20 protein-coding genes and 1 tRNA gene are annotated in these 22894 nt (G+C 44.0%); 11 read left to right on the top strand and 10 right to left on the bottom strand.

Annotated elements, in window-relative coordinates; translation table 11 throughout:
• Positions 1-1021: 1021 nt before the first annotated feature.
• From JHD69_RS04370 to JHD69_RS04360, 3 genes are all read right to left on the bottom strand, one after another.
• A tRNA-Ser gene (locus tag JHD69_RS04370) sits at positions 1022-1109 on the bottom strand.
• A 96-nt stretch (positions 1110-1205) separates the two neighbouring features.
• Positions 1206-2636 (bottom strand): pyruvate kinase, encoded by a 1431-nt coding sequence (gene pyk, locus JHD69_RS04365; protein WP_199137735.1) that lies wholly within the window; start codon positions 2634-2636, stop codon positions 1206-1208.
• A gap of 139 nt (positions 2637-2775) precedes the next feature.
• On the bottom strand, positions 2776-3195 hold the full coding sequence (locus JHD69_RS04360) for an IPExxxVDY family protein (RefSeq protein ID WP_199137734.1): 420 nt from the start codon (positions 3193-3195) through the stop codon (positions 2776-2778).
• A 155-nt stretch (positions 3196-3350) separates the two neighbouring features.
• On the opposite strand from JHD69_RS04360, the gene JHD69_RS04355 reads away from it, so the two are divergent.
• The 3 genes from JHD69_RS04355 to rnc all read left to right on the top strand — a co-directional run bounded on the left by JHD69_RS04355 (position 3351) and on the right by rnc (position 5682).
• Complete coding sequence (locus JHD69_RS04355) at positions 3351-3587, top strand: acyl carrier protein (protein WP_008508386.1); 237 nt, start codon at positions 3351-3353, stop codon at positions 3585-3587.
• Between the two features lie 28 nt (positions 3588-3615).
• Positions 3616-4869 carry a beta-ketoacyl-ACP synthase II gene (gene fabF, locus JHD69_RS04350; protein WP_199137733.1) on the top strand — a complete coding sequence of 418 codons (1254 nt, stop codon included), beginning with the start codon at positions 3616-3618 and terminating at the stop codon, positions 4867-4869.
• Between the two features lie 84 nt (positions 4870-4953).
• Positions 4954-5682, top strand: coding sequence for a ribonuclease III (gene rnc / locus JHD69_RS04345; protein WP_199137732.1), 729 nt, complete (start codon positions 4954-4956; stop codon positions 5680-5682).
• A 120-nt stretch (positions 5683-5802) separates the two neighbouring features.
• Here the strand turns inward: rnc and JHD69_RS04340 are convergent, their stop codons facing one another.
• On the bottom strand, positions 5803-6519 hold the full coding sequence (locus JHD69_RS04340) for a hypothetical protein (protein WP_199137731.1): 717 nt from the start codon (positions 6517-6519) through the stop codon (positions 5803-5805).
• Positions 6520-6526: 7 nt separating this feature from the next.
• Complete coding sequence (locus JHD69_RS04335; RefSeq protein WP_199137730.1) at positions 6527-7243, bottom strand: hypothetical protein; 717 nt, start codon at positions 7241-7243, stop codon at positions 6527-6529.
• A gap of 73 nt (positions 7244-7316) precedes the next feature.
• Between JHD69_RS04335 and JHD69_RS04330 the strand changes: the two genes are divergently transcribed.
• The 5 genes from JHD69_RS04330 (at position 7317) to nadD (ending at position 10815) form a co-directional block, all read left to right on the top strand.
• Complete coding sequence (locus JHD69_RS04330; RefSeq protein ID WP_199137729.1) at positions 7317-8054, top strand: lysophospholipid acyltransferase family protein; 738 nt, start codon at positions 7317-7319, stop codon at positions 8052-8054.
• Between the two features lie 160 nt (positions 8055-8214).
• The gene (locus JHD69_RS04325) at positions 8215-9078 is read left to right on the top strand and encodes a YicC/YloC family endoribonuclease (RefSeq protein WP_199137748.1); all 864 of its coding nucleotides are present in this window, start codon (positions 8215-8217) and stop codon (positions 9076-9078) included.
• Positions 9079-9158: 80 nt separating this feature from the next.
• Positions 9159-9725, top strand: coding sequence for a guanylate kinase (gene gmk / locus JHD69_RS04320; RefSeq protein WP_199137728.1), 567 nt, complete (start codon positions 9159-9161; stop codon positions 9723-9725).
• 81 nt (positions 9726-9806) lie between these two features.
• Positions 9807-10175, top strand: a complete 369-nt coding sequence (locus tag JHD69_RS04315; RefSeq protein WP_199137726.1) for a four helix bundle protein — start codon at positions 9807-9809, stop codon at positions 10173-10175.
• 46 nt (positions 10176-10221) lie between these two features.
• Positions 10222-10815, top strand: a complete 594-nt coding sequence (gene nadD, locus JHD69_RS04310) for a nicotinate (nicotinamide) nucleotide adenylyltransferase (RefSeq protein ID WP_233165693.1) — start codon at positions 10222-10224, stop codon at positions 10813-10815.
• A gap of 74 nt (positions 10816-10889) precedes the next feature.
• Here nadD and JHD69_RS04305 read toward each other — a convergent pair whose 3' ends face one another.
• Positions 10890-11603 (bottom strand): SAM-dependent methyltransferase, encoded by a 714-nt coding sequence (locus JHD69_RS04305; protein WP_199137724.1) that lies wholly within the window; start codon positions 11601-11603, stop codon positions 10890-10892.
• Between the two features lie 263 nt (positions 11604-11866).
• Here JHD69_RS04305 and JHD69_RS04300 point away from each other — a divergent pair, with 263 nt between their 5' ends.
• Entirely contained in the window at positions 11867-13312 is a 1446-nt protein-coding gene (locus JHD69_RS04300; protein WP_199137722.1) for a DUF6600 domain-containing protein, read from the top strand.
• Between the two features lie 57 nt (positions 13313-13369).
• Here the strand turns inward: JHD69_RS04300 and JHD69_RS04295 are convergent, their stop codons facing one another.
• Positions 13370-13861, bottom strand: a complete 492-nt coding sequence (locus tag JHD69_RS04295) for an RDD family protein (protein WP_199137720.1) — start codon at positions 13859-13861, stop codon at positions 13370-13372.
• 254 nt (positions 13862-14115) lie between these two features.
• On the opposite strand from JHD69_RS04295, the gene JHD69_RS04290 reads away from it, so the two are divergent.
• Positions 14116-15696 carry a peptide chain release factor 3 gene (locus tag JHD69_RS04290; protein ID WP_199137718.1) on the top strand — a complete coding sequence of 527 codons (1581 nt, stop codon included), beginning with the start codon at positions 14116-14118 and terminating at the stop codon, positions 15694-15696.
• A gap of 123 nt (positions 15697-15819) precedes the next feature.
• On the opposite strand, the gene JHD69_RS04285 is transcribed toward JHD69_RS04290, so the two are convergent.
• Together JHD69_RS04285 and argH are read right to left on the bottom strand one after the other, a co-directional pair.
• Positions 15820-17073 carry a pyridoxal phosphate-dependent aminotransferase gene (locus JHD69_RS04285; RefSeq protein WP_199137717.1) on the bottom strand — a complete coding sequence of 418 codons (1254 nt, stop codon included), beginning with the start codon at positions 17071-17073 and terminating at the stop codon, positions 15820-15822.
• Positions 17074-17147: 74 nt separating this feature from the next.
• The gene (gene argH / locus JHD69_RS04280) at positions 17148-18482 is read right to left on the bottom strand and encodes an argininosuccinate lyase (protein WP_199137716.1); all 1335 of its coding nucleotides are present in this window, start codon (positions 18480-18482) and stop codon (positions 17148-17150) included.
• Positions 18483-18663: 181 nt separating this feature from the next.
• Between argH and JHD69_RS04275 the strand changes: the two genes are divergently transcribed.
• Positions 18664-21525 (top strand): S9 family peptidase, encoded by a 2862-nt coding sequence (locus tag JHD69_RS04275; protein ID WP_199137715.1) that lies wholly within the window; start codon positions 18664-18666, stop codon positions 21523-21525.
• Positions 21526-21829: 304 nt separating this feature from the next.
• On the opposite strand, the gene JHD69_RS04270 is transcribed toward JHD69_RS04275, so the two are convergent.
• Positions 21830-22891: a M20 family metallo-hydrolase gene (locus tag JHD69_RS04270; RefSeq protein ID WP_199137714.1), complete on the bottom strand. Its 1062-nt coding sequence runs from the start codon at positions 22889-22891 to the stop codon at positions 21830-21832.
• Positions 22892-22894: the final 3 nt, after the last annotated feature.

The raw sequence follows: 22894 nt of genomic DNA, 5'->3' as shown, positions 1-22894 counted from the left end.
ACCCCCCCCCCCCTCAGCCCCCCTCCCGCTTCCAAACCTTTTTTTTTTTAATGTTACCGCGACCACCGATATCTACACATGTCGTTGTTTCGTCGGCAGCGTCAGATGTTTATAAGAGACAGGGATGGGCAGAAAAAAGTGAATTTAAAATTAAACCTACCTAAAGCAAGATCCTCTTTGAACTCCGCAAAATTGTCCCAATTTGTTTTCCGATGAAGGTTCAGATATTCTTCAAATTTCGTAATTATCTCTTCATCGACGTTTTCATAAATACCAAGCCAATCAACCAATTGTTTAATTGTTTCCCGGTCATTTCTCAAGCCCTTATTGAATTTGACATTATCGAGTTTCTTATGGTTTTTTACATCACCGATTAAGATTTCAATTCTGTCATTTGATGATTCTAGAAAATCGGGAACATTTACCCATCTATATTCTTGTGAATGAAAAGGCATCCGTATAGCTACAATATCTAGTTCTGATTTAGAATTGCCCTGGTTCTCAGAGTGAAGAATCAAATTAGAAACGACATACCCCTTTAGCCGCAGATACAATCGAGTTAGAAATTCGTAATGCACATCCATATTTGTCTTTTGCTAATTGTTTAATTTAAAGCTAATAATCATTTAATAATAACTTCTAATATTTAATCATTACTAGTTAATATATGCAAAACCAAACCAAGATACGGCCCAAACAGAAAAATACAAACTCTAAAAAAGAAAGCAGGCAACAAGAGTTAGCTAAGTTAATAGCTAAAATTATTATCAGGGTAAGCTTTGAAGAATTCTACGGGAAAGGCAATAAGATTGATAATACGGACCATTAACCCATTTGGGGTTCGAATCCCGCTCACCTCATCCCTTTTCAATAACATAATCTGCTGAAAATCAATCGATTTGTTTTTGCAGTGTCGAACCCCAAATAAGGTGATCATTTTTATTACAGAATATTGAAAATGAGTAGCTTACAAAACAAGATAAAATAAAAAAGCGTAGAATTTGATAAATTCTACGCTTAGCGGAGAGAGAGGGATTCGAACCCTCGATACCCTTTTGGAGTATACACACTTTCCAGGCGTGCTCCTTCGACCACTCGGACACCTCTCCTTGAGTTACGGGTGGCAAAAATATAACTTTTTGCCATAAAAAATGCCCAAACCTGAGTTCGGGCATAAATTATCTATAATTAGGGATGATAATTTCTTAGTCGATCACTGTAATTTTCAGCATGTTGGTCTTGCCTTTAATTTCCATCGGAATGGCGGCCGTATTGATAATGACATCACCTTTTTTGATCAGTTTTTTCTTTTTCAGGAACTCGTTTACCTCAGTAATGGTATTATCGGTGCTTTCAAATTTATCATAGAAAAAGCCCCTTACGCCCCAAACCAAGCTTAAAGTATTCAACAAGCTCTCGTTGCTGGTAAAAATGAAAATCGGTGCCTGTGGCCGGTGGCTCGAGATTTCGAAGGCCGTGTAGCCACTCAACGTCATTGATACGATACCCACCGCATTGGTTTGCTTGGCCAAGAAACAAGCCGAATCGCAAACGGCATCGCTCAAAAAGCTCTCCTTGCTTGGCTTCAAAAATTTCTCCGGATGGAAAGGATAATTATTGTCTTCGATGTTCGAAATGATTTTTTGCATGGTTTCGATCACGATCAGCGGAAATTCGCCTACCGAGGTTTCGCCGCTCAGCATTACCGCATCGGCACCATCCAACACCGAGTTGGCCACATCGTTCACTTCGGCACGCGTAGGGCGAGGCGTGGTAATCATGCTTTCCAACATCTGCGTAGCAATAATAACCGGTTTAGAAGCGGCCTTACACTTGTTAACAATCATTTTTTGCAGCAGGGGCACCTCTTCCATCGGCATTTCTACCCCAAGGTCGCCACGGGCCACCATAACCGCGTCAGAAACCGCAATAATCTCGTCGATATTGGCAATGGCTTCTGGTTTTTCTATTTTGGCCACCACCCTAGCGGCCTTGCCCCTGGCTTTAATGATATCTTTAAGCTCGATAATATCTTCGGCGTTACGCACAAAAGACAAACCGATCCATTCTACATCGCTTTCCAATACAAAATCCAGGTTTTTCCGGTCTTCGGGAGTTAACGAAGGGATAGAAACCTTGGTATTTGGCAGGTTTACGCCTTTTCTCGAGGTCAATATGCCACCGTGTACCACTTCGCAAACCACTTCGTCCTTGTAATTGGTTTCGAGCACGCGCATCTGCAGCTTGCCATCGTCGAGCAAAATAATCTCGCCGGCCTTTACATCTTTCGGAAAGCTCTCGTAGGTAATGTAGATCCGGTCTTCGTTGCCTACACATTCTTGAGTGGTAATAATGGTTTTATTGCCATTCACCAAGTGGATTCCACCGTCTTTAACGGTTCCGATCCTGATTTTAGGGCCTTGCAAATCGGCCAAGATGCCCACGTTATATTTGTATTTTTTGTTGATGCTACGGATGGTATCGATTACTTCCTGATGATCAGCCTGCGAACCGTGCGAAAAGTTGAGTCGGCAAACATCCAATCCGGCGTTAAACATACTGTACAAAACATCTGGCTTAGCGGAGGCCGGGCCCAAGGTGGCCACGATTTTAGTTCTGGAATGAAAAGGTTTCATTTATTATTTTTTGATTATCGATCGTACAAAAACAGCAACTACGCAAAAATATTAGCGATGTGCTGCCTATTGTTTGTGTTGTTTTTCAATTTTATTAAGATTCAAATATAGTGTATTTAATACACGAACAATATAAAATTTACATTACTAAATTCTCCCGTGATTTTAATTTCAGCGGATCGATTTGCGCAGCCACCTGTATATCAGGCAGTTTATTAAGTCGGGTCAGGATAAAATTAAGGTCCTCCTTGTCAATGTACTGGTGGATGATCATGAAAAAATCAACCTTGTTCATTTCCGGGATCAAAAACCCTTCGCTGTTTCGATTGTTTACCACATAATATTCGCGCTCGCCCTGTTCTACGTAAAAATAGTACCTCGAAAAAGCTACCGGTGCATCGTCTACCTGGTGAAAAATCTCGTGGTCTTCTATTTTTTCGAACTCGAATTCAAGGGCATTATTGATTTTATGACAGAGGATATAGTCCTTTAAAGAGGCCGTAATTGCGATTAAAACGAAGTCGAGATCGAGAGAGAGTTTTAAATAAGTTTTGTTCAAAACAGAATTTTTTTTAGAATTACAAAATTATAAAACTAATTTTACTCAAAGTTTGAAATAAAAACATTAAAATTGATTGAGAAATAAAAACATTTGAAAAGTGTTAGAATTTATTTTTCTTTGCACAGAATTTTTAACCATTAAATTATAAAATTATGTCTGATATTGCTTCAAGAGTTAAGGCTATTATCGTAGAAAAACTAGGTGTTGATGAAAGCGAAGTTACGCCAGAAGCTTCTTTTACAAACGACTTAGGTGCAGATTCTTTGGATACCGTAGAATTGATTATGGAATTTGAAAAAGAATTCAATGTTGCTATCCCTGATGATCAGGCTGAAACAATCGGCACAGTTGGTCAAGCAATTGCTTATTTAGAAAAAAACGTTAAGTAATCATACGCTTTCCGTACAATACGTATAAATGGAATTAAAAAGAGTAGTAGTTACGGGTTTAGGTGCACTCACTCCAATTGGCAATAACGTTCAGGACTATTGGAACGGCTTGCTGACTGGTGTGAGTGGCGCTGGGCCAATTACAGGATTTGATACAGAAAAGTTCAAGACCAAATTCGCTTGCGAGGTTAAAAATTTCAATCCGGAAGACTTTTTGGACAAAAAAGAAGCCCGCAAGCTCGATCCATTTGTACAATATGCATTAGTAGCAACCGAAGAAGCGGTTAAAGACGGTAATTTTGATTTTTCAAAATTAGATACCAACCGAATTGGCGTAATTTGGGGTGCCGGTATAGGTGGTTTAAAGACTTTCCTAGATGAGGTAACCAATTACTCTAAGGGTGATGGAACGCCAAGATTTAACCCTTTCTTTATCCCTAAAATGATTATTGATATCGCTCCTGGGCATATCTCTATCAAATATGGTCTCCGCGGACCAAACTTCGCCACCGTTTCGGCGTGTGCCTCCTCAACCAATGCCTTGATCGATGCTTTCAACTATATCCGTTTGGGTACAGCCGATGTCATCATCAGCGGTGGTTCGGAAGCCATTATCAACGAAGCTGGCATGGCAGGTTTTAACGCCATGCACGCCCTTTCTACCAGAAATGACGACCCTCAAACCGCTTCTCGCCCATTCGACAAAGACCGTGATGGTTTTGTTGCCGGCGAGGGTGCAGGAACGATTATTTTAGAAGAACTGGAGCATGCCAAGGCCCGTGGCGCCAAAATCTACGCAGAAATTGTAGGTGGTGGCATGAGTGCCGACGCCAATCACATTACGGCTCCGCATCCCGAAGGCTTGGGCGCCAGAATGGTCATGACCAATGCCCTCAAAGATGCCAAATTAACCGTTGATGATATTGACTATATCAATGTTCACGGTACTTCTACCCCGCTGGGAGATATTAGCGAAAGCAGAGCGATTGTTGATTTGTTTGGCGAACAGGCCTACAAACTGAACATCAGCTCGACCAAATCGATGACAGGCCACCTTTTGGGCGCTGCCGGTGCGGTTGAGTCGATTGCCGCTATCCTGGCCGTGAAAAACGATGTTGTTCCTCCAACCATCAACCACTTTACAGATGACCCCGAATTTGATCCGAAGTTAAACTTCACCTTTAACAAGGCTCAAAAAAGAACCGTTCGTGCTGCATTGAGCAATACTTTCGGCTTTGGCGGACACAACGCATCTGTTATTTTCAAAAAATACGAGGAGTAACCTAAAACACTATCTTTACAGATATTTGTATTGTATATTTATACATGATACTGGCTTGCCTGTAATTTTTTGTAACCTTTTTTGATGCCGTTATTCGATTTATATAAGCTTTACTTCTCGTCTAACAAAGAGTTTGTAAAAAAACTGAAGAATATCCTGGGTTTTGTACCTGGCAATGTCACTTTGTATAAAATGGCATTCAGGCACCGCTCTGTGGCCAAGGTGCTTAAAAATGGCAGCCGAAGCAGCAACGAGCGCCTCGAATTCTTAGGCGATGCCATCTTGGGATCGGTAATTGCCGAACTCTTGTTTAAGGCTTATCCTTACAAAGAAGAAGGCTTTCTGACCGAAATGCGATCTAAAATCGTAAACAGGGCCAACCTGAACCAATTGGCCAAGAAAATGGGCTTCGATCAATTGATTATTTATGACCAAAAGATGGTAAGCCTGCAGGCCAAGCATCATTCTATGCTCGGCGATGCCTTTGAAGCCCTGATTGGTGCCATTTACCTAGACAAAGGCTATAATTTTACCAAAAACCTGTTGCTCAAAAGGATTGTAAAGCCCTACATCGACATCCATACGCTCGAAATGACCGAAACCAACTTCAAGAGCAAACTGATCGAATGGTGCCAGCGACATGGCAAAGACATTGCTTTTGATATGGTAGAGAACGGCGAAGGCGAAAGTGCCAAGCTGTTTACCATCCATGCCATCATCGACAACGAAATACAAGGCATAGGCAGAGATTACAACAAGAAAAACGCCGAAAAACTGGCCGCTGAGAAAGCCTGCGAATCACTGGTTATATAGTGAGTAGCAAGAAGTGAAATTGATTCGTTTTCCACTTTCAACCTTCAACCTTCCACCTTCCTACCTCTCTATTCCATTTTCCATTATTCCCTTCAATCAGACCAATGAACCAGTGAACCTCTACTCTTTCACCTTCTTCCCTAATGTATCAGTATACTTTTTATACGATTCGGTAATCCATTTGATGCCGTCGTACTGGTTCCAGTTTTTGGCTTTCTCGTAGTCGGGCCGGTAATTGATCATAAAATCGTCGAGCTGCTTGCCCTCCAACCCGGTGTATTTGGTAATCAGCGATTTATTAAAAAACTGGTCTACATGCGTTTGCTGGATCTCTGTATTGTAGTAATTGTTAAAGCGTCGCGCATTTCTTGGCGTTCGGCCAAAAAGTTCGTAAAAAGCAGTTATCGGGGTGAAAATGTAAGAAAGCAAGGGCGGTTTTCCGCCATAAAAAGAGCCTTTGTCCTTAAAGTCTTTCTTAATGGCGTCCAAGGTCTGTTTTTTGCCTTCGCCGGTAATCACCACCTCGTTCAGCATATTGCCTCGGTTCAGCGTCAGTACCATATCTTTTGTCGATTTAACAACAACCGTTAAATCGTTAAAGCCTCTTTTGGTAATCACCAAGGTATCGCCAACAACAGCCCTGATCTGGAAAAGCCCTATATCATTGCTGCCTACCGCATAGCCGTTGCGTGTATTGCTAACCTCGGCTAAGGCTATCCTGATTTTGCTGCCGTTCTCGAACAACACGCCGTTCAGCATAAATTCCTGCTGGGCTTTTAGCGTGAAGCTCCACAGGCAGGAAATGAGAAAAAAGGCAAGTTTAATCTTATTGTTCATTGTTGCGCTAATTAAGGCTATCCTTATATTTTTTATAGGAATCTGCAATCCATTTTAAGCCATCATAAGTGTTCCAGTTTTTAGCCTTGTCGTAATCCGGTCTATACGCGATCATAAAATCTTCTAGCGCCTTGCCTTCCAGCCCTGTATTTTTGGCGATGATCGACTTGTTAAAAAACTGGTCTACGTGCGTCTGCTCGTTTTCGGTTTGATGGTATTTCCTAAACCTGCGGGCATCTCTTGGCGTTTTGCCAAACAGCTCGTAGAAAAAAGTTAACGGACTACCGCCAAACGGCGACAAGAGCCCAATGGGAGGTTTTCCTGCATAAAAAGACCCCTTGTTTTTAAAATCCTGTTCGATATCGCGCAGGTCTTTCTCCTTGGCCTGTCCCTTGATCAACACTTCGTTCAGCATATTGCCACGGTTCAGCTTTAACACCAGATCTTTCGAAGAATTCACTACAACCGTCAGGTCGTTAAAGCCACGTTTGGTAATGAACAAGGTATCTCCGAGCTGTGCCTTAATCTCAAAAAGTCCCAAATCGCTGCTGCCTACCGCATAATGGTTGCGATGGTTGGCTATTTCGGCCAAGGCAATCCGTATTTTGGTGCCGTTTTCGAACAATACACCCTTCAGCTTGAACTCTTGTTGTGCAAAACCACTTGCAACACCCGACAAAATAAATGCTAAAATGCACAAGAAAATACGGCAGAGCGACTTCATTATTGGAGCAAATTATTTATTTTGTAAACTTAAGCATTGTTTGCGAGCCCTATAAGTTAAAAAACGTTAAGAAATGGCTAAAGTTTTGTCGGCACTGTATTTAATCTACGCTTCGTTGATTTTCGTAGTACTGATGTTCCTTACCCTTCCCTTTTTTCTATTGGCAACGGCCTTGCTTCCCAATCTGCAGGGCAAAAAAACAGGCCTGTTCTTTTTGCGTTGCTGGGCCTGGGCATTTAGCTTGGCTTCCTTTTTTTGGATCAAAACCCAAAACAAACACCTCATTAACCGCAACGTGCCGCATATTTATGTAGGCAACCACGGCTCCTACCTTGATGCGGTAGCCGTTTGCATCAGCATCCCACAATATTTCAGCCCTTTGGGCAAAGTAGAAATGGCTAAAGTTCCCGTCTTTGGCTGGATGTACGAGCGTATCGTGGTAATGATAGACCGCAGTTCGAAAGAAAGCCGCGAGCAGTCGGTAAACGCCTTAAAAGAGGCCATTGGCGAAGGGCAGTCTATTCTTATTTTTCCGGAAGGCACCATGAACAAGAGCGAGAAGCCATTGGCCGATTTTTACGACGGCGCCTTTCGCATTGCAATAGAAACCCAAACCACGCTCATGCCGTTCGTCACCATCAACAATCGAAACCTGTTGCCAAGAACAGCTCCTTTAAAGGCACACCCCGGCTTGATAACCACCGTTTTTATTACTCCTGTTGATGTAAAGGGCCTACAGCAGGAAGATTTGCCCCAACTTAAGGAAAAAGTATTCCGTTTAATGGAAGAGGCCATTTTAAAACACAGCTAATGTGCAATTGCTCCACAGTTTAATTGTTGAGACTGATGGGCGCTTGGGAATGGCTATGCGCAAGGGCCAACGCTGACCCTGGACCATAGGCTATCGACTATTAACTAACGGCTTATAGACTGTTTGCTTAAAAATCATATCTTTGCACATGATAAAATCGATGACAGGCTTTGGCCTGGCGGCTACCGACGAAGGAAACGTAAAGTTTTCTGTAGAGATCAAGTCTTTGAACTCTAAATTTTTGGAGCTGAACCTGAAACTTCCAAGAGCTTATTCCGACAAAGAACTTTTGTTGCGCAATACCTGCAGCAAGGAAATTGAACGTGGCAAGGTAAGTGCCGTGGTCAATATCGAACGTAGCGACGAGAGCCAAAAGGGCGCAACGATCAATCAGGCCTTGCTAACCAATTATTACAAACAATTGGAAGCCATTAACACCGCTTTGGGAGCCAATGCCAACAACCTGTTGCAGGCCGCCCTCAATTTTCCGGAAGTAATTTCTTACCAGGAAGAGGAAGGCGATGAAAAAGAATGGGAACTGCTACACCAGACCTTTTTGAAGGCTTTAGCCAATTTCAACCAGTTTAGAGAAGACGAGGGCAAGGTTTTGAAAGCCGATTTAGAACTGCGCATTAAAAACATACTTGCCTTTTTTGCCGAAGTTGACCAGCTGGCCCCGCTTAGGGTACCGCAAATCAAGGCCAGACTAACCCAATTTTTGGAAGAAACCGTTGGCAAGGTTAACGTAGACCAGAACCGCTTTGAGCAGGAACTGATCTATTACATCGACAAACTAGACATAACCGAAGAGAAAACCCGTTTAAAAAGCCATTGCGACTATTTTATGGAAACCTTGAAAAGCAAGGATGCCAATGGCAAAAAGCTGGGCTTCATCTCCCAAGAAATAGGCCGCGAAATCAATACCATGGGTGCCAAGGCCAACGATGCACAGATACAGCAACTGGTAGTGGGCATGAAAGAAGAACTAGAAAAAATTAAAGAACAACTACTCAACGTGTTGTAACGCTTAAAGGGCCTAAAGTTGCGATGCCCACCGCATTCAACATTCAACCCTTCAGCATTATAGCACTCAAACATTACAAGATGCAAGGCAAACTCATCATATTTTCGGCACCCTCTGGCGCTGGCAAAACCACCATCGTCAGACACCTTTTAACCAAATTCCCGCAGCTCAGCTTCTCCATTTCGGCTACCACGCGCGAATTGAGGGGAAACGAAAAGCACCAGAACGACTACTATTTCATCAGCAAGGAAGAATTTCTGCATAAGGTAGCCCACCAGGAGTTTGTGGAGTTTGAAGAAGTATATAACGGTACGTTTTACGGCACCCTGCGTTCGGAAATTGAGCGGATCTGGAACGAAGGCAAGCATGTTATTTTCGACATTGATGTGGAAGGAGGCTTGCGCCTGAAAAGAAAATACGAAGACGATGCCTTGGCCATTTTTGTGCAGCCACCATCGTTAGATGTACTTAAAGAGCGCTTAACCGGCCGTGGCACCGACAGCGAAGAGAAGTTGCAGGAACGTTTCGCCAAAGCCGAAAAAGAACTGCAATACGCCGACAAGTTCGACGTTGTACTCAAAAATTTCGACCTAGACACCGCTTGTGCGGAAGCTGAGCAATTGGTAGGTGATTTCCTAAAGAGATAGTTGGCAGTTTACAATTTGCAGTTGGCAATCCCACCGAGAATCTTCAGGCAAATAGCTTATATTTAAGTAAACTATCTACCTATGGGCGACTTCAACGGATTATTGGCTTATAAAAAGTCATTTGGCTTGGCAATGGCTATATTTGGGTCGAGCAAGCGATTTCCGAAAGAAGAGATGTACGCTTTAACTGATCAGATTAGAAGATCATCCAGATCGACCAATATCTGTCTGATAGAAGCTTATAGAAAAAGGCGATACATAGCCCACTTCATCAGCAAACTGACTGATAGCGATATGGAAAATAGCGAAACCAAAGGCTGGCTTAAATTTGCATTAGCTTGTGGTTATATTGATACTAAAACTTATGAGGAACTGGTTAATCAATCAGATGAAATAGGAAAACTCTTAAACCACATGATCAGCAATCCCGAAAAATACGGCAGTTTATAAACTGACCCATCAACGGAAGTGTGCAAATTGTTAACTGAAAACTGAAATGCCAACTGAAAACCGACAACTGAAAACTGGACTCTTCTTCGGCTCCTTTAATCCTATCCATATTGGGCACCTGATCATTGCCAATTACATGGCCATGTTTAGTGGTTTGAAAGAAGTTTGGCTGGTGGTTTCCCCGCACAATCCGCTGAAACTGAAAAGCGGTTTGGCCAACATGTACGACCGTTTGGAAATGGCCAAGCTAGCTACCGAAAACGCCCCTCAAATTAAGGTGAGCGATATCGAATTTAAACTGCCACAACCCTCTTACACCATTGATACCTTAACCCACTTGCGCGAACGCTATCCAGCAAGGGAGTTTGTGCTCATTATGGGAGCAGACAACCTTGTCTCGTTCAAAAAATGGAAGAATTACGAAGTCCTGCTTAAAGACTATCACATTTTTGTTTACCCGCGCCCCGGCGCCGATGTAAGCGAATGGGAAAACCATCCATCCATTACCTTTACCGATACGCCAGAAATGGAAATTTCTTCAACCTTTATCCGCAAGGCGATAAAAGACGGCAAAAACGTACAATTTTTTGTACCTGACAATGTGTTGGAATTTATCGAGAAGAAGAATATGTATCGCTAATCGGTTAGTTGCGAAGATTTTGATGATGGATTTAAAATCCCCGGTCAATAAAGCACATCCCAACCTTCGAAAGCCTAGCCTACCTTAAACAACAAAAAAATTGTTGGCTTTTTGTGCAGGTCTATTTTCTCTTGTCGCCATGCCCCTACGGCTTGGGTTTTGATCAATTCGTCTTCGGCGTTAATATTACAGGCAATGCACAATTGGGTACTCCCGTGGCAATTTTTCAATACATCATCAAGCAGATGGTTATTTCTGAAAGGCGTTTCCATAAACAGTTGGGTCTGTCTGTTTTTTAACGATAAACTTTCCAAATCCTTAATGCGCTTTGCCCGTTCTGCCTTGTCGATGGGCAAATAGCCGTGGAAAGCAAAGCTCTGCCCGTTAAACCCTGAAGCCATCAGTGCTTGTATCATCGAATTGGGCCCAACCAATGGCACTACTTTAATTCCTCGCTTATGCGCTTCGGCCACAATATCGGCTCCCGGATCGGCCACCCCAGGGCATCCCGCCTCGCTCATCAAACCCACATCGCTCCCCGACATCAGCTCCTTAAAAAAAGGAACCAGGCTATTGCCACGCTTGTGTTTGCCATAATCATGCACAATCAATTCGCTTTGCGGGGTTTTCAATCCGGCTTCCTTTAAAAATTTGCGCGCGGTTTTTTCGTTCTCTACAATATAGGTTTTGATGGCATTGATGGTATCAACCAAAAAAGGCGTGAAAGATTTCTGGGCTGCGTTTTCGGCCAGGGGAACGGGAATAAGATAAAGTGTACCTTTTTGCATAAACTGTGCTTTAAGCCTACAAAGCTACACTTTAAGGCAGGTATTTGGGCCAATGTAGCAAATTTAGTTCCGGCTGCCTTGTTTTTAACACATGTTTGACACCAATTAATGTACTGTATTTAAACACTTAAGTGTCAAGAAATACGTTAAAACTGTAGCATAGACAAAGATTATTAAGCACACATTAATCCTTTGTTAAAAATGGTGCTCAAATTGATATACACACAGCGTTAGGTTAATTATAAATTTAAAACACACACAAAATGAAAATCATGATCAAATTGTCGGTAATATTAGGACTAGTTTTCCTGCTTACCGGAACCACCCAAAAAGTCATGGCGCAAAACGAGGACGTGTCCTTGCAATCATTCTACGATGAATTGTCGCCTTATGGCACTTGGATCCAGGATCCACAGTACGGCTACGTTTGGCGTCCTGATGTAGACCAAGACGAGTTTAGGCCTTATTACAGCAATGGCCGTTGGGCCATGACCGAGTATGGCAATACCTGGGTATCTAACTACGATTGGGGCTGGGCTCCTTTCCACTATGGCCGTTGGGTATATAACCGTTACAACCAATGGATTTGGATTCCTGACACCGTTTGGGGACCCGCTTGGGTAACCTGGAGAAGTGGCGGCGGTTATTATGGCTGGGCACCTTTGGGACCAAGCATCAGCATAGGCATTAACATTGGCCATGGAGGCTACCGTGTACCTGATTTTTGCTGGAATTTTATTCCATATAGCAATATCTATTACAACAGCTACCCACGCTACTATGCCAGCAGGAACCGTGTCTACATTCAAAATACCGTTATCATCAACAATACTTATGTTCGGGGCAGCAGAACCTACTATACCGGTCCGAGAGCCGATGATATTAGACGTGCGACCAATCAAAATGTAACCATTTACAACATCAACAGAAGCAGCAGGCCAGGTGCCAGCAGGGTAGAGAACAATACGGTAAACATTTACAACCCACGTCCGGGCAGAAACGATGTAAACAACAACAATGCTGCGCCAAGAAACGCGGTACAAGGCAACATTAACCGTGGCCCTATTGGTAGAGATAACAACGGTATGGCCAATACCCGTCCAACTAGAGGCGAAAATGGCAATGTGTTTGGCGATAGAAATAGCGACAATGGTGTAGCTACCCGTCCGAATAGAGGTGAAAACGGCAATGTATTTGGCGATAGGAATAACAATGGTGGTGTAGCTACCCGTCCGAACAGAGGCGAAAATGGAAACGGATTTGATGGCCGTAACAATGGCAACATGTCTACCCGTCCGAGCAGGGGCAACAACGAAGTTAATGCGCCACAAGGCAGAGATAACCGCGTAGGCGTGGCTCCAACCGGCGACAATAATGTGCTTCAAAGACCAGGTGCTTTTGACAGGAACCGTGAAAATGGCAATGATCAGCCACAACGTGTTGACCGAGGCCAAATGCCTCAAATGCCACAAAGAATGGATCGTGGTCGTGAGCAACAAATGCAACCTCAGCCACAACAACAACGAGTGGAGCGTCCGCAACCGGTACAGCAAGCGCCACAACCAAGAATGGAAAGACCGCAGCCACAAATGCAACCTCAACGTAGCGAGCGTGTACAACAAGCACCTCCACAAAGAAGTTCAGGCTCTGAAGGTCGTGGTAGCCGTGGCGAAGGTGGCGGTGGCGGTGGCCGACCAGGCAGAGGCTAAATAGTCTACAGAATAATTATTTTTTTAAGGGAAAGCGAATCGAAAGGTTCGCTTTCTTTATGAAATGGGTTCCTGACCTCTCAGATCCGAATAAAATTCGTCCTGTTTCCTAACCAGCTCCAGCTTCTTTTCATCAACAACTATTGTATCAGACCAGTTGTCGTGCCAAGGCGAGCATGGCCTACCTAGAGCACTCAAGGCATTAAAAGGTACGGCCCTCACCAAGTTTCTAATCAAGGCCTTCTCAAAACTTAAGGTTTCGCCGTTAAGCATCATTGCCTTGGTTCCAGTAATCAGTTTCCCTAATGACTTGCCTTGGAAACACATCTCTATCAGGAACATGACCAGTCCATAGAAAAACAAGGTGATCAATCGATCTACAATGGGGTTGACCTCTAATCCGCTCACACTGTTTGGGTATAAAACTTCGAGCACCAGGGCCACAAAAAACAAAACGATGTAGAAGACGACGATATCAATCAAATAATTAGCCAGTCTTTTTCCTGAACTCGCCCTGCAATATTCCAAATTCATGTCTTTCGTTGTCATAGCATGCGTTTTTAGATTTAAAAATATGGCCATTAAAATACAACTATTTCAATAAAACGCATAATAGGCAACTGGTTTCTCAACATACCATTATATCCATGCACCAAATGATGACCAATATGCGGGTATTCTTTAAAAATCCGTACCTTTGCTGCGCATGAAACAAGCTACAGCCCTTTTGTTCCCACTCCGCTTTTTATAATGCCTGCTGTTTTGCGTTAAATTGGTTTCTGCTATCACCTCAATACAAATCCATGGTTAATCCTGAAATAGAAAAAAGAAAGACATTTGCTATTATTAGTCACCCCGATGCGGGCAAAACAACCTTAACTGAAAAGTTCCTGCTTTTTGGCGGGGCCATTAACACTGCCGGCGCCGTTAAACGTAACAAAGCCAACCAAAGCAGCACTTCCGATTTTATGGAAATCGAAAAGCAACGTGGCATCTCGGTAGCGACCTCGGTTATGGGTTTTGAGTACAACGGCAAAAGGATCAACATCCTCGATACGCCAGGCCACAAGGATTTTGCCGAAGATACCTATCGCACCCTTTCGGCGGTGGATAGCGTGATTTTGGTGGTCGATTGCGTGAAAGGTGTGGAAGAGCAAACCGAGAAACTGATGGGTGTTTGCCGTATGCGCAACACACCGGTGATTATTTTCATCAACAAAATGGACCGCGAAGGTAAGGAGCCTTTCGATCTGTTAGATGAAATCGAGAACAAACTGAACATCAGCCTTTGCCCTTTGAGCTGGCCTATCGGACAAGGCCATACTTTTAAAGGCGTATACAGCATCTACAACAATCACCTTAACCTGTTCAATTCAGATAAGGTTAAAGTAACCGATTCGGTAGTGGCCGTAAACGACCTGAAAGACGAGGCTTTGTTGGATTATTTGAAAGAAAGCGAAGTTAAAGGCCTGCAGGATGAGGTGGAACTGGTAGACGGCATTTACGGAAAAGTGGATAAATCATTGTATACCGAGGGTTTGTTGGCGCCGGTATTTTTCGGCAGTGCCATCAACAATTTTGGCATCAAGGAACTGTTAGATACTTTCATCGACATTGCGCCTAGCCCCAGACACCGCGAGGCCGAAGAACGTGATGTAAAAGTGGAAGAAAAGAATTTTAGTGGCTTTGTATTTAAGATCCATGCCAACTTAGACCCTAAGCATCGCGACAGGATCGCCTTTCTGCGTATCTGCTCGGGCAAGTTTGAGCGCAACAAATTCTATTACCATACCCGTCAGGACAAGAAACTTAAATTTGCCAACCCGATGGATTTTATGGCCAACGAAAAGAGCATCGTTGACGAAGCTTGGCCTGGCGATGTGGTGGGCTTGTACGACAGTGGCAACTTTAAAATCGGCGATACCTTGACTGAAGGCGAAAAGCTCCATTTTAAAGGCATTCCAAGTTTTTCGCCGTCCATCTTCAAGGAAGTAGAAAACATGGATCCTATGCGCACCAAACAGCTCGAAAAAGGCATAGAACAGCTAACCGACGAGGGCGTAGCCCAGCTTTTTGTAATGCAGCCCGGCAACCGCAAGGTAATTGGCGCTGTTGGCGAGCTCCAATTTGAGGTAATCAACTTCAGGCTAGAGCATGAATATGGGGCCAAATGTAGATTCCGTACCTTGAGCTACAGTCGCTCGAGCTGGGTAAATTCTACCGATAAAAAGAAATTGGAAGAATTCCTGAAAAGAAAACAGCAGCACATCGGCACCGACAAAGAAGGCAATCCGGTTTACCTGGCCGATAATGAGTTTATGATCAACATGACCAAAAACGATTATCCGGACATCGATTTTTATAGGACTAGCGAGTTTAAATAAACAATTATATTCATCCAATAGGAAAATTGATAATTTGAGACAAAAAGCAAGGCCCCATCAAAAAATGGGGCCTTGCTGCGTTAATTCGACAGAAACACCGGAATTAGCTAGTCTATTCTCCAATTACTTCAACTTGCTCAAGGCAGTTGCTATGCGAGGAATCATATTGTTGATATCAGCCAAAGAACAGCCGCCAATCGAGGCGCGGAACCAAGGCATATTTTCTTCGTTGCCAAAAGCCGAGAACGGCACCAGAGCTGCCTGAGCCTCTCTAATCAAATAGAAATTAACGTCGGCACTGTCTTTGAGCAAATCGCCAGCTGGTGTAGTTTTACCAATATAATCGATTTTTAAGGTCAGGTAAATGGCGCCCATCGGCACAACCGCGTCAACGTTGAAGCCATCAGCTTTCAGCTTTTGAAAGCCATTATACAATGCATCTAAACTAGTTTGGATCTGGGCTTTAAAATCCCCCAAGAAATGATCAACCTGCGTTTTATCTTTAAAATAGCTGGCTACGGCAACCTGTTCGGCCTTGGGCGCCCAGGCGCCGATATGGCCCAACAACGATTTCATTTTGCCAATGATGGCTTCTGGTCCGAATGCCCAGCCCACGCGCACGCCTGTAGAAGCCAAGCACTTCGAAATGCCGTCGATATAAATGGTATAATCTTTCAATTCTGGGCGTAAGCTTACCGGATTAACATGCTCCTTGCCAAAAGTAAGCAACGAGTAAATCTGGTCGTACATAATGTACAGTGGCTTTTCATCTGCTCCGCGCGATTTGTTTTCTTCAATTACGATATCGCAAATCTCTTCCAGCTGCTGCTGGGTAAACATCGTACCGGTTGGATTGAGCGGCGAACACAAAGCCAACAAAGTAGCGCCTTTTAAATGCGGTTTCAGCTGGGCCGCTGTAGGCATGAAGTTGTTTTCTACAGTGGTTTCAACAGCTACGCCATTGGCCGAAGAAAGGTGGCAATAATGGTTGTTGTTCCACGATGGCGCCGGATAAATCACTTTATCTCCCGGGTCGATCAAGGCCAAGTAGGTAGCATAAATCAAAGGACGAGAACCGCCTGCCACCAAAATATCTTTTACGGTATAATCTAATTGATAACGATCGGCCAAAACACCTGTAATGGTCTCGCGTAACCCCAAAATACCATCAGCTGGCGGATAATTGGTGTGTCCCTGATGATAGGCCTCTACAATAGCGGTTTCTAATGCTTCTGGGATTGGGAAAATCGACGAATCAAAATCTCCGATGGTCAGATTGGCAATTTGGGCACCCTTTCGCTTCAGCTCGTTTACTTCGTTTCCGATTTTGATAATCTCCGAGCCGATAAGCGTGTTCGCTAATACTGATACATTCATATTCTTATGGTTTTTATTAAAAATTTTGCGTCGCTCGCCTTTGCGAGGAACGAAGCAATCTCATAGGTTCCTTTTTATTCGCTCAACAGTTTTTCTATGGCCGCTCTTACTTTGCCAAAGTTAAACTGGCTCAATACCTCATTCATCATTTCCTCTATCTGGTCGTTGCATAAATTGCCGATGCTGCCTTCATGGGTATGGTTAACTTGCTTTTTAGGCTCAAAAGTGCCGTTTTCTATCGATTCGCCAACAATTCTGTAAGCTTCCCTAAACGGTATGCCACTCAAGGCCAAATCGTTCACCACATCGACGCTAAACAGGTAATCGTATTTTTTATCGTTCAGAATGTCGTCTTTTATCGTGATGTTTTGCAACATGAACGTGGTCATTTCCAGGCATTCGTTAAGCGACACAATCGCCGGAAAAAGGTTTTCTTTAAGCAACTGCAGGTCGCGGTGGTAGCCCGATGGCAAATTGGTAATCATTAGGGCAATTTCGTTTGGCAAAGCCTGGATTTTGTTGCAACGCGAACGGATCAGCTCAAAAACATCGGGGTTTTTCTTGTGGGGCATAATGCTAGAGCCCGTGGTCAATTCGGCCGGAAAACTGATGAAGTTGAAATTCTGATTGATGAACAAACATACATCCATAGCCATTTTGGCCAAAGTTGCCGCTACCGCCGACATGGCCTGCGCCAAAATTCGTTCGGTTTTGCCCCTGCCCATCTGTGCATAAACCACATTGTAGTTCAGCTTGTCGAAGCCCAGCAATTCGGTGGTCATGGTTCTATTTAAAGGGAATGATGAGCCATAACCGGCAGCCGAACCCAACGGATTTTTGTTGCAAATTTTATAGGCGGCCAGCAGCAGTTCCATATCATCGGCCAAGCTTTCGGCATAGGCGCCAAACCATAATCCAAAAGACGATGGCATGGCAATTTGCAGGTGGGTATAACCAGGCAACAACTTGTCTTGATGGGCGTTGCTCAACGCTATCAGTTGCGAAAACAGGGCTTCGGTATTAGCTACCATTTCTTGGATGCAGGACCTGAAATACAGTTTTAAATCAACTAATACCTGGTCGTTGCGTGAACGGCCGCTGTGTATCTTCTTGCCGGCTTCGCCAATACGTTGCGTTAACAGCCACTCTACCTGCGAGTGTACGTCTTCAACGCTGTCTTCGATGGCAAACTCGCCTGCCTCAATTTCAGCATAAATGGCTTTTAGTCCGACTTTTACCTGCGCCAGTTCTTCGGCGCTTAGCAAATTGATGCTGGCCAGCATTTCTACGTGGGCCAAGGAGCCCAGCACGTCGAACGCCGCCATTTGTAAATCAAGTTCTCGGTCTTTGCCTACGGTAAAAGCTTCGATTCCTTTATTGACTTCAATATTCTTTTGCCAGATCTTCATTGCAGATGGATGTTATCGGTATTTGCTACTATTTTTAATCGATACAAAAATACAATAAATACAACAGAATAAGGAATTAAGCCTTCAGCCACAACAAACGCAACTTTATTGCAAACAAATGCGTGGCTACCCTGATTAATTCGTGCGAAAGTTTTATTTTAGCAAAATCAAAACCTTAATTATGAAGAAATTAAACTTTGTTCTATTGATGCTGGTTGCCGCTTTTGCCCAAAAGGCATTTGCGCAACAAAAACCGGCACTAACTTGGAAAGATGTATCCAAGTGGTCGTACAACCGTGGCAGTACCCTATCGGCTGATGGCCAATGGTTTGCCTGGTCGAGCGGGCCAACGGAAGGCGACCTGAAAATGACCATCCGCAAAACCATGGATACGCTCCACTACACTTATCCCATAGGCGCTACCCCAAACAGCCTTACTTTTTCTAAGGATTCTAAATATGCCGCGTTCAAGGTTTCGGCCAAAGATGCCGAGGTAAAGGCCGCGCGTAAAACCAATAAGCCCCTGTACGATAAACTCACTTTGGTTTCGTTGGCCGACAAGAAGGAAACTTCTTTTGACAGGGTAAGAACCTTCAGTTTTTCGGGCGACTCGCCTTCGTGGATTGCTATCCAGTTTGCCGCGCTCGAAACAGCACCTAAAGGTAAGGACGACGCCAAAGGAACCGATGTGTTGCTGTATAACCTGGCCACCAAAAAAAGCTTCAACCTAGGCAACGTGGGCGAATATGCCTTTAACAAAGCCGGCGATAAACTAGCTTACACCGTTGATGCCAATGGCCAAAACGGCAATGGCGTTTTTATCAGGGACATGAAAACGGGTTTAACCACTGCTTTAGATAATGATAAAGCCACTTACAAAAGCATCAACTGGAATGAAGAAGGCACTGCATTTGCACTTTTAAAAGCCAACAAAAACGAAAAATACAAAGACGATGTATACAGCATAATCGGCATCAATAAAATTAACGGCGATTTAACGGCCAAAGTCGTTTACAACGGCATTGACGACAGCGCTTTTCCGAAAGGCATGGGCATCAATACCAATACTGGGCCTTATTGGGCTGACGATCAGAGCACCTTGTTTTTTGGCATCAACACCCTAGATAAAAAGGAAGACAAAAAAGACGAAAAGAAGGACGAGAAAAAACCGGAGGGCAAAGCCGACAGCACCGCCAAAGCCAAACCAGAAGTAAAACCAGAGCCTAAAAAAGAGGATATCGAAAAACCAGACATGATCATCTGGAACTGGCAGGATAAACGCCTTCAATCGGCGCAGCAAACGCAGGAAATGCGTGATAAAAACTTCAGCTATACCAGTTCTTACCGCGTGGCCGATAAAAAGTTTACCCAACTGGCCGATAGCAACCTGCGCTCGGTGATGGTGGCACCAAAACAGTTGTATGCGGTTGGCTACGACAACAGCAAATATGAGCTGATGGGCAATTTAGATGGCCAAAGCTATACCGATATTTACCTGATCGACCTTAAAACCGGCACCAAAAAACGCTTGTTTGAGAAATTATACAATGGTGGCCGTTTATCGGTAGCGCCAAACGGCAAAATAGCCAGCTATTACAACGATGGTGTATTTTACAGCATCGATTTTGAGACGGGAAAAATAGCGAACTTAACCGGCAACATCAAAGCTTCGTTTATCGACGAGCTAGACGATCATAATGTCAGCAAACCGGCTACGCAAAGCTTGGGCTGGTCGAGCGATTCGAAATATGCCCTGATCAAAGACAACTACGATTTATGGAAAATCAGCGCCGACGGCAAAAGTGTTGTCGCGCTATCTGATAACTGGAAAGCCAAAAAATCGGAAGTAATGGGCCGTATGCGCATTTATCCCGACGAAAAAGGAACCGACCTGAGTAAGGACCAATATTTTAGCGTATTCAATGTAAAGGATAAAAAAGCGGGCTATGGCTATCTTCCGGCAGGAAAAAACAAAATAGAAATCCTGTTTATGGACGACAATTCGTACGGTGCATTGGCCAAGGCCGAGAACGGCAAAACCTTTGTGTACACCAAAAGTAATTTCGAACAATCGCCTGTTGCCTTTGCCAGTAATGCCGGTAATTTAAGTGGCGCCAAACAGGTAAATACCAATACCCCAGACCAAGCCAAATATGCGTGGACATCGGGCGTAAAATTAATCGATTATATAAGTGCCAATGGCGATTCGTTACAGGCCGCTTTATACTTGCCGGCTAACTATGTTGCTGGAAAGTCTTACCCTACCATTACCTACATCTACGAGCGCCTAACCGATGGCCTTAATAATTATGCCATGCCTAGTTTCCCAGGTGGTGGCTTTAACAAGGCTGTGTACTTGAGCAATGGCTATGCAGTGTTAGAACCAGATATCAAATATAAACTGAACGATCCGGGCATGTCGGCGGTGGCTTGTGTAGTCCCAGCTGTTAAGGCTGCGATTGCGACGGGTATTGTTGATGGAAAAAATGTAGCGATCCATGGTCACTCGTGGGGCGGTTACCAAACTTCTTTCCTGATTACGCAAACCAATATTTTTAAAGCCGCGGCGGCGGGTGCGCCATTAACCAACATGATCAGTATGTACAGTTTAATCTACTGGAACAGCGGTGGCACCAACCAGGCCATTTTTGAAGCCAGCCAAGGCAGGTTAACTCCAGGCTACTGGGATAACTGGGATGCCTTTACCCGCAACTCGCCTATTTACCACATTAAAAAGGTACAAACGCCTTTGCTATTGTTGCACAACGATAAAGATGGTGCGGTTGATTTTACCCAAGGCATCGAGTATTACAACGGCTTGAGAAGATTGAACAAGCCTGTGGTTATGATTACCTACCGAGGCGAAAACCATGGCATTGCCAAACTGCCTAACCGTAAGGATTATGCGGTACGTATGCTGGAATATTTCGATTACATGCTGAAGGGTAAGCCTGCGCCAGAATGGTGGAGCAAAGGCATAAACCGATTGGATATGGAGAAACATTTAGAAGCCCGCGCTTTTGAGGAAGCTCCAGAAAATTAATAGTAAACACAAAGCCCCGGAAAATTTCCGGGGCTTTGTGTTTATTGTTGGTTTCTTACCACTCTATTTAAATCGTTGGTGAAGAACGTCAACCACAGCAGTGCGTATTGTTGGTCGGGATATGCCATCCCGATCTAATTAGCTCCGGATTTGCAATCCGGTTTAGTTTAAATGTTCTCATTCTTCACCAACAAATGCTTATGTCCGACTTGATCCGGTATCTTTCTCGAGTTAGATTATAGCTCTTGTTGGCGTTTGTTATTTTTCCTCCCCCTACCCCCTCCAAAAGGAGACAGATGTGTTGCTAGAGAACTACCGGCTTCAGCATGTTGATGTAGCCTGCAACGCCTTCGGCAATTTCGCGGACGTAGATAAACTCGTCAGCCATGTGCGACCGACCCGAGAAACCTGGGCCTACCTTAACTGATGGAATATCAAGCAAAGCCTGGTCTGAGGTAGTCGGCGAGCCATAAGTGGTGCGCCCCAAAGCCACGCCTGCTTTTACTACAGGGTGGTCTTTATCAATAGACGATGGCTTCAAGCGAATGGAGCGTGGCGTTACATCGCACCCAACATTGGCGCGGATAATTTCCAATACTTCTTCGTTGGTATAGGCATCGGTTACACGTACATCAACCGTAAAATTACAGGTAGCAGGCACGACGTTGTGCTGCGAGCCGGCATTGATAATGGTTACGGTCATTTTTAACGGGCCAAATACTTCCGAAACTTTGGGAAACTGATAATTCCTGAACCATTCGATATCCTTTAGTGCTTTATAAATGGCATTCTCGCCTTCTTCGCGCGCGGCATGGCCGGCTTTCCCGTGCGATACGCAATCGAGCACCAGCAAGCCACGTTCGGCAATAGCTAAATTCATTTCGGTAGGTTCGCCAACAATACCAAATTCAAGCTTGCCCAAATCTGGCAGTACCAGTTCCAAGCCATTGTTGCCCGAAATTTCTTCTTCGGCTGTGGCCGCCAAGCAGATGTTGTATTTCAAATCGCTTTGCGGATAGAAATAAAGAAAAGTACCGATGAGCGAAACCAAACAGCCACCGGCATCGTTGCTGCCCAGGCCAAAAAGTTTATCGCCTTCGATGGCGGCATCGTAAGGGTCGCGGGTATAGCCCGAATTAGGCTTTACGGTATCATGATGCGAATTGAGCAGCAAAGTGGGCTTGGCCGGATCGAAATGCTGGTTATAAGCCCAAACATTGTTGAGCTTTCTGTAGATTTTAACGCCTTTGTCTTCCAAAAACTGCGCAATCAAATCGGCGGTTTGGTCTTCTTCCTTGCTGAAAGACTGGATACGGATCAGTTGCCGTAATAAATCCAGGCTTTCTTGTTGTATTTTTTCAATCATATC

It is taken from the genome of Pedobacter sp. ASV12 (genome assembly GCF_016429155.1).
Classification (GTDB): domain Bacteria; phylum Bacteroidota; class Bacteroidia; order Sphingobacteriales; family Sphingobacteriaceae; genus Pedobacter.
This window is presented reverse-complemented; position numbering and strand designations above follow the sequence as displayed.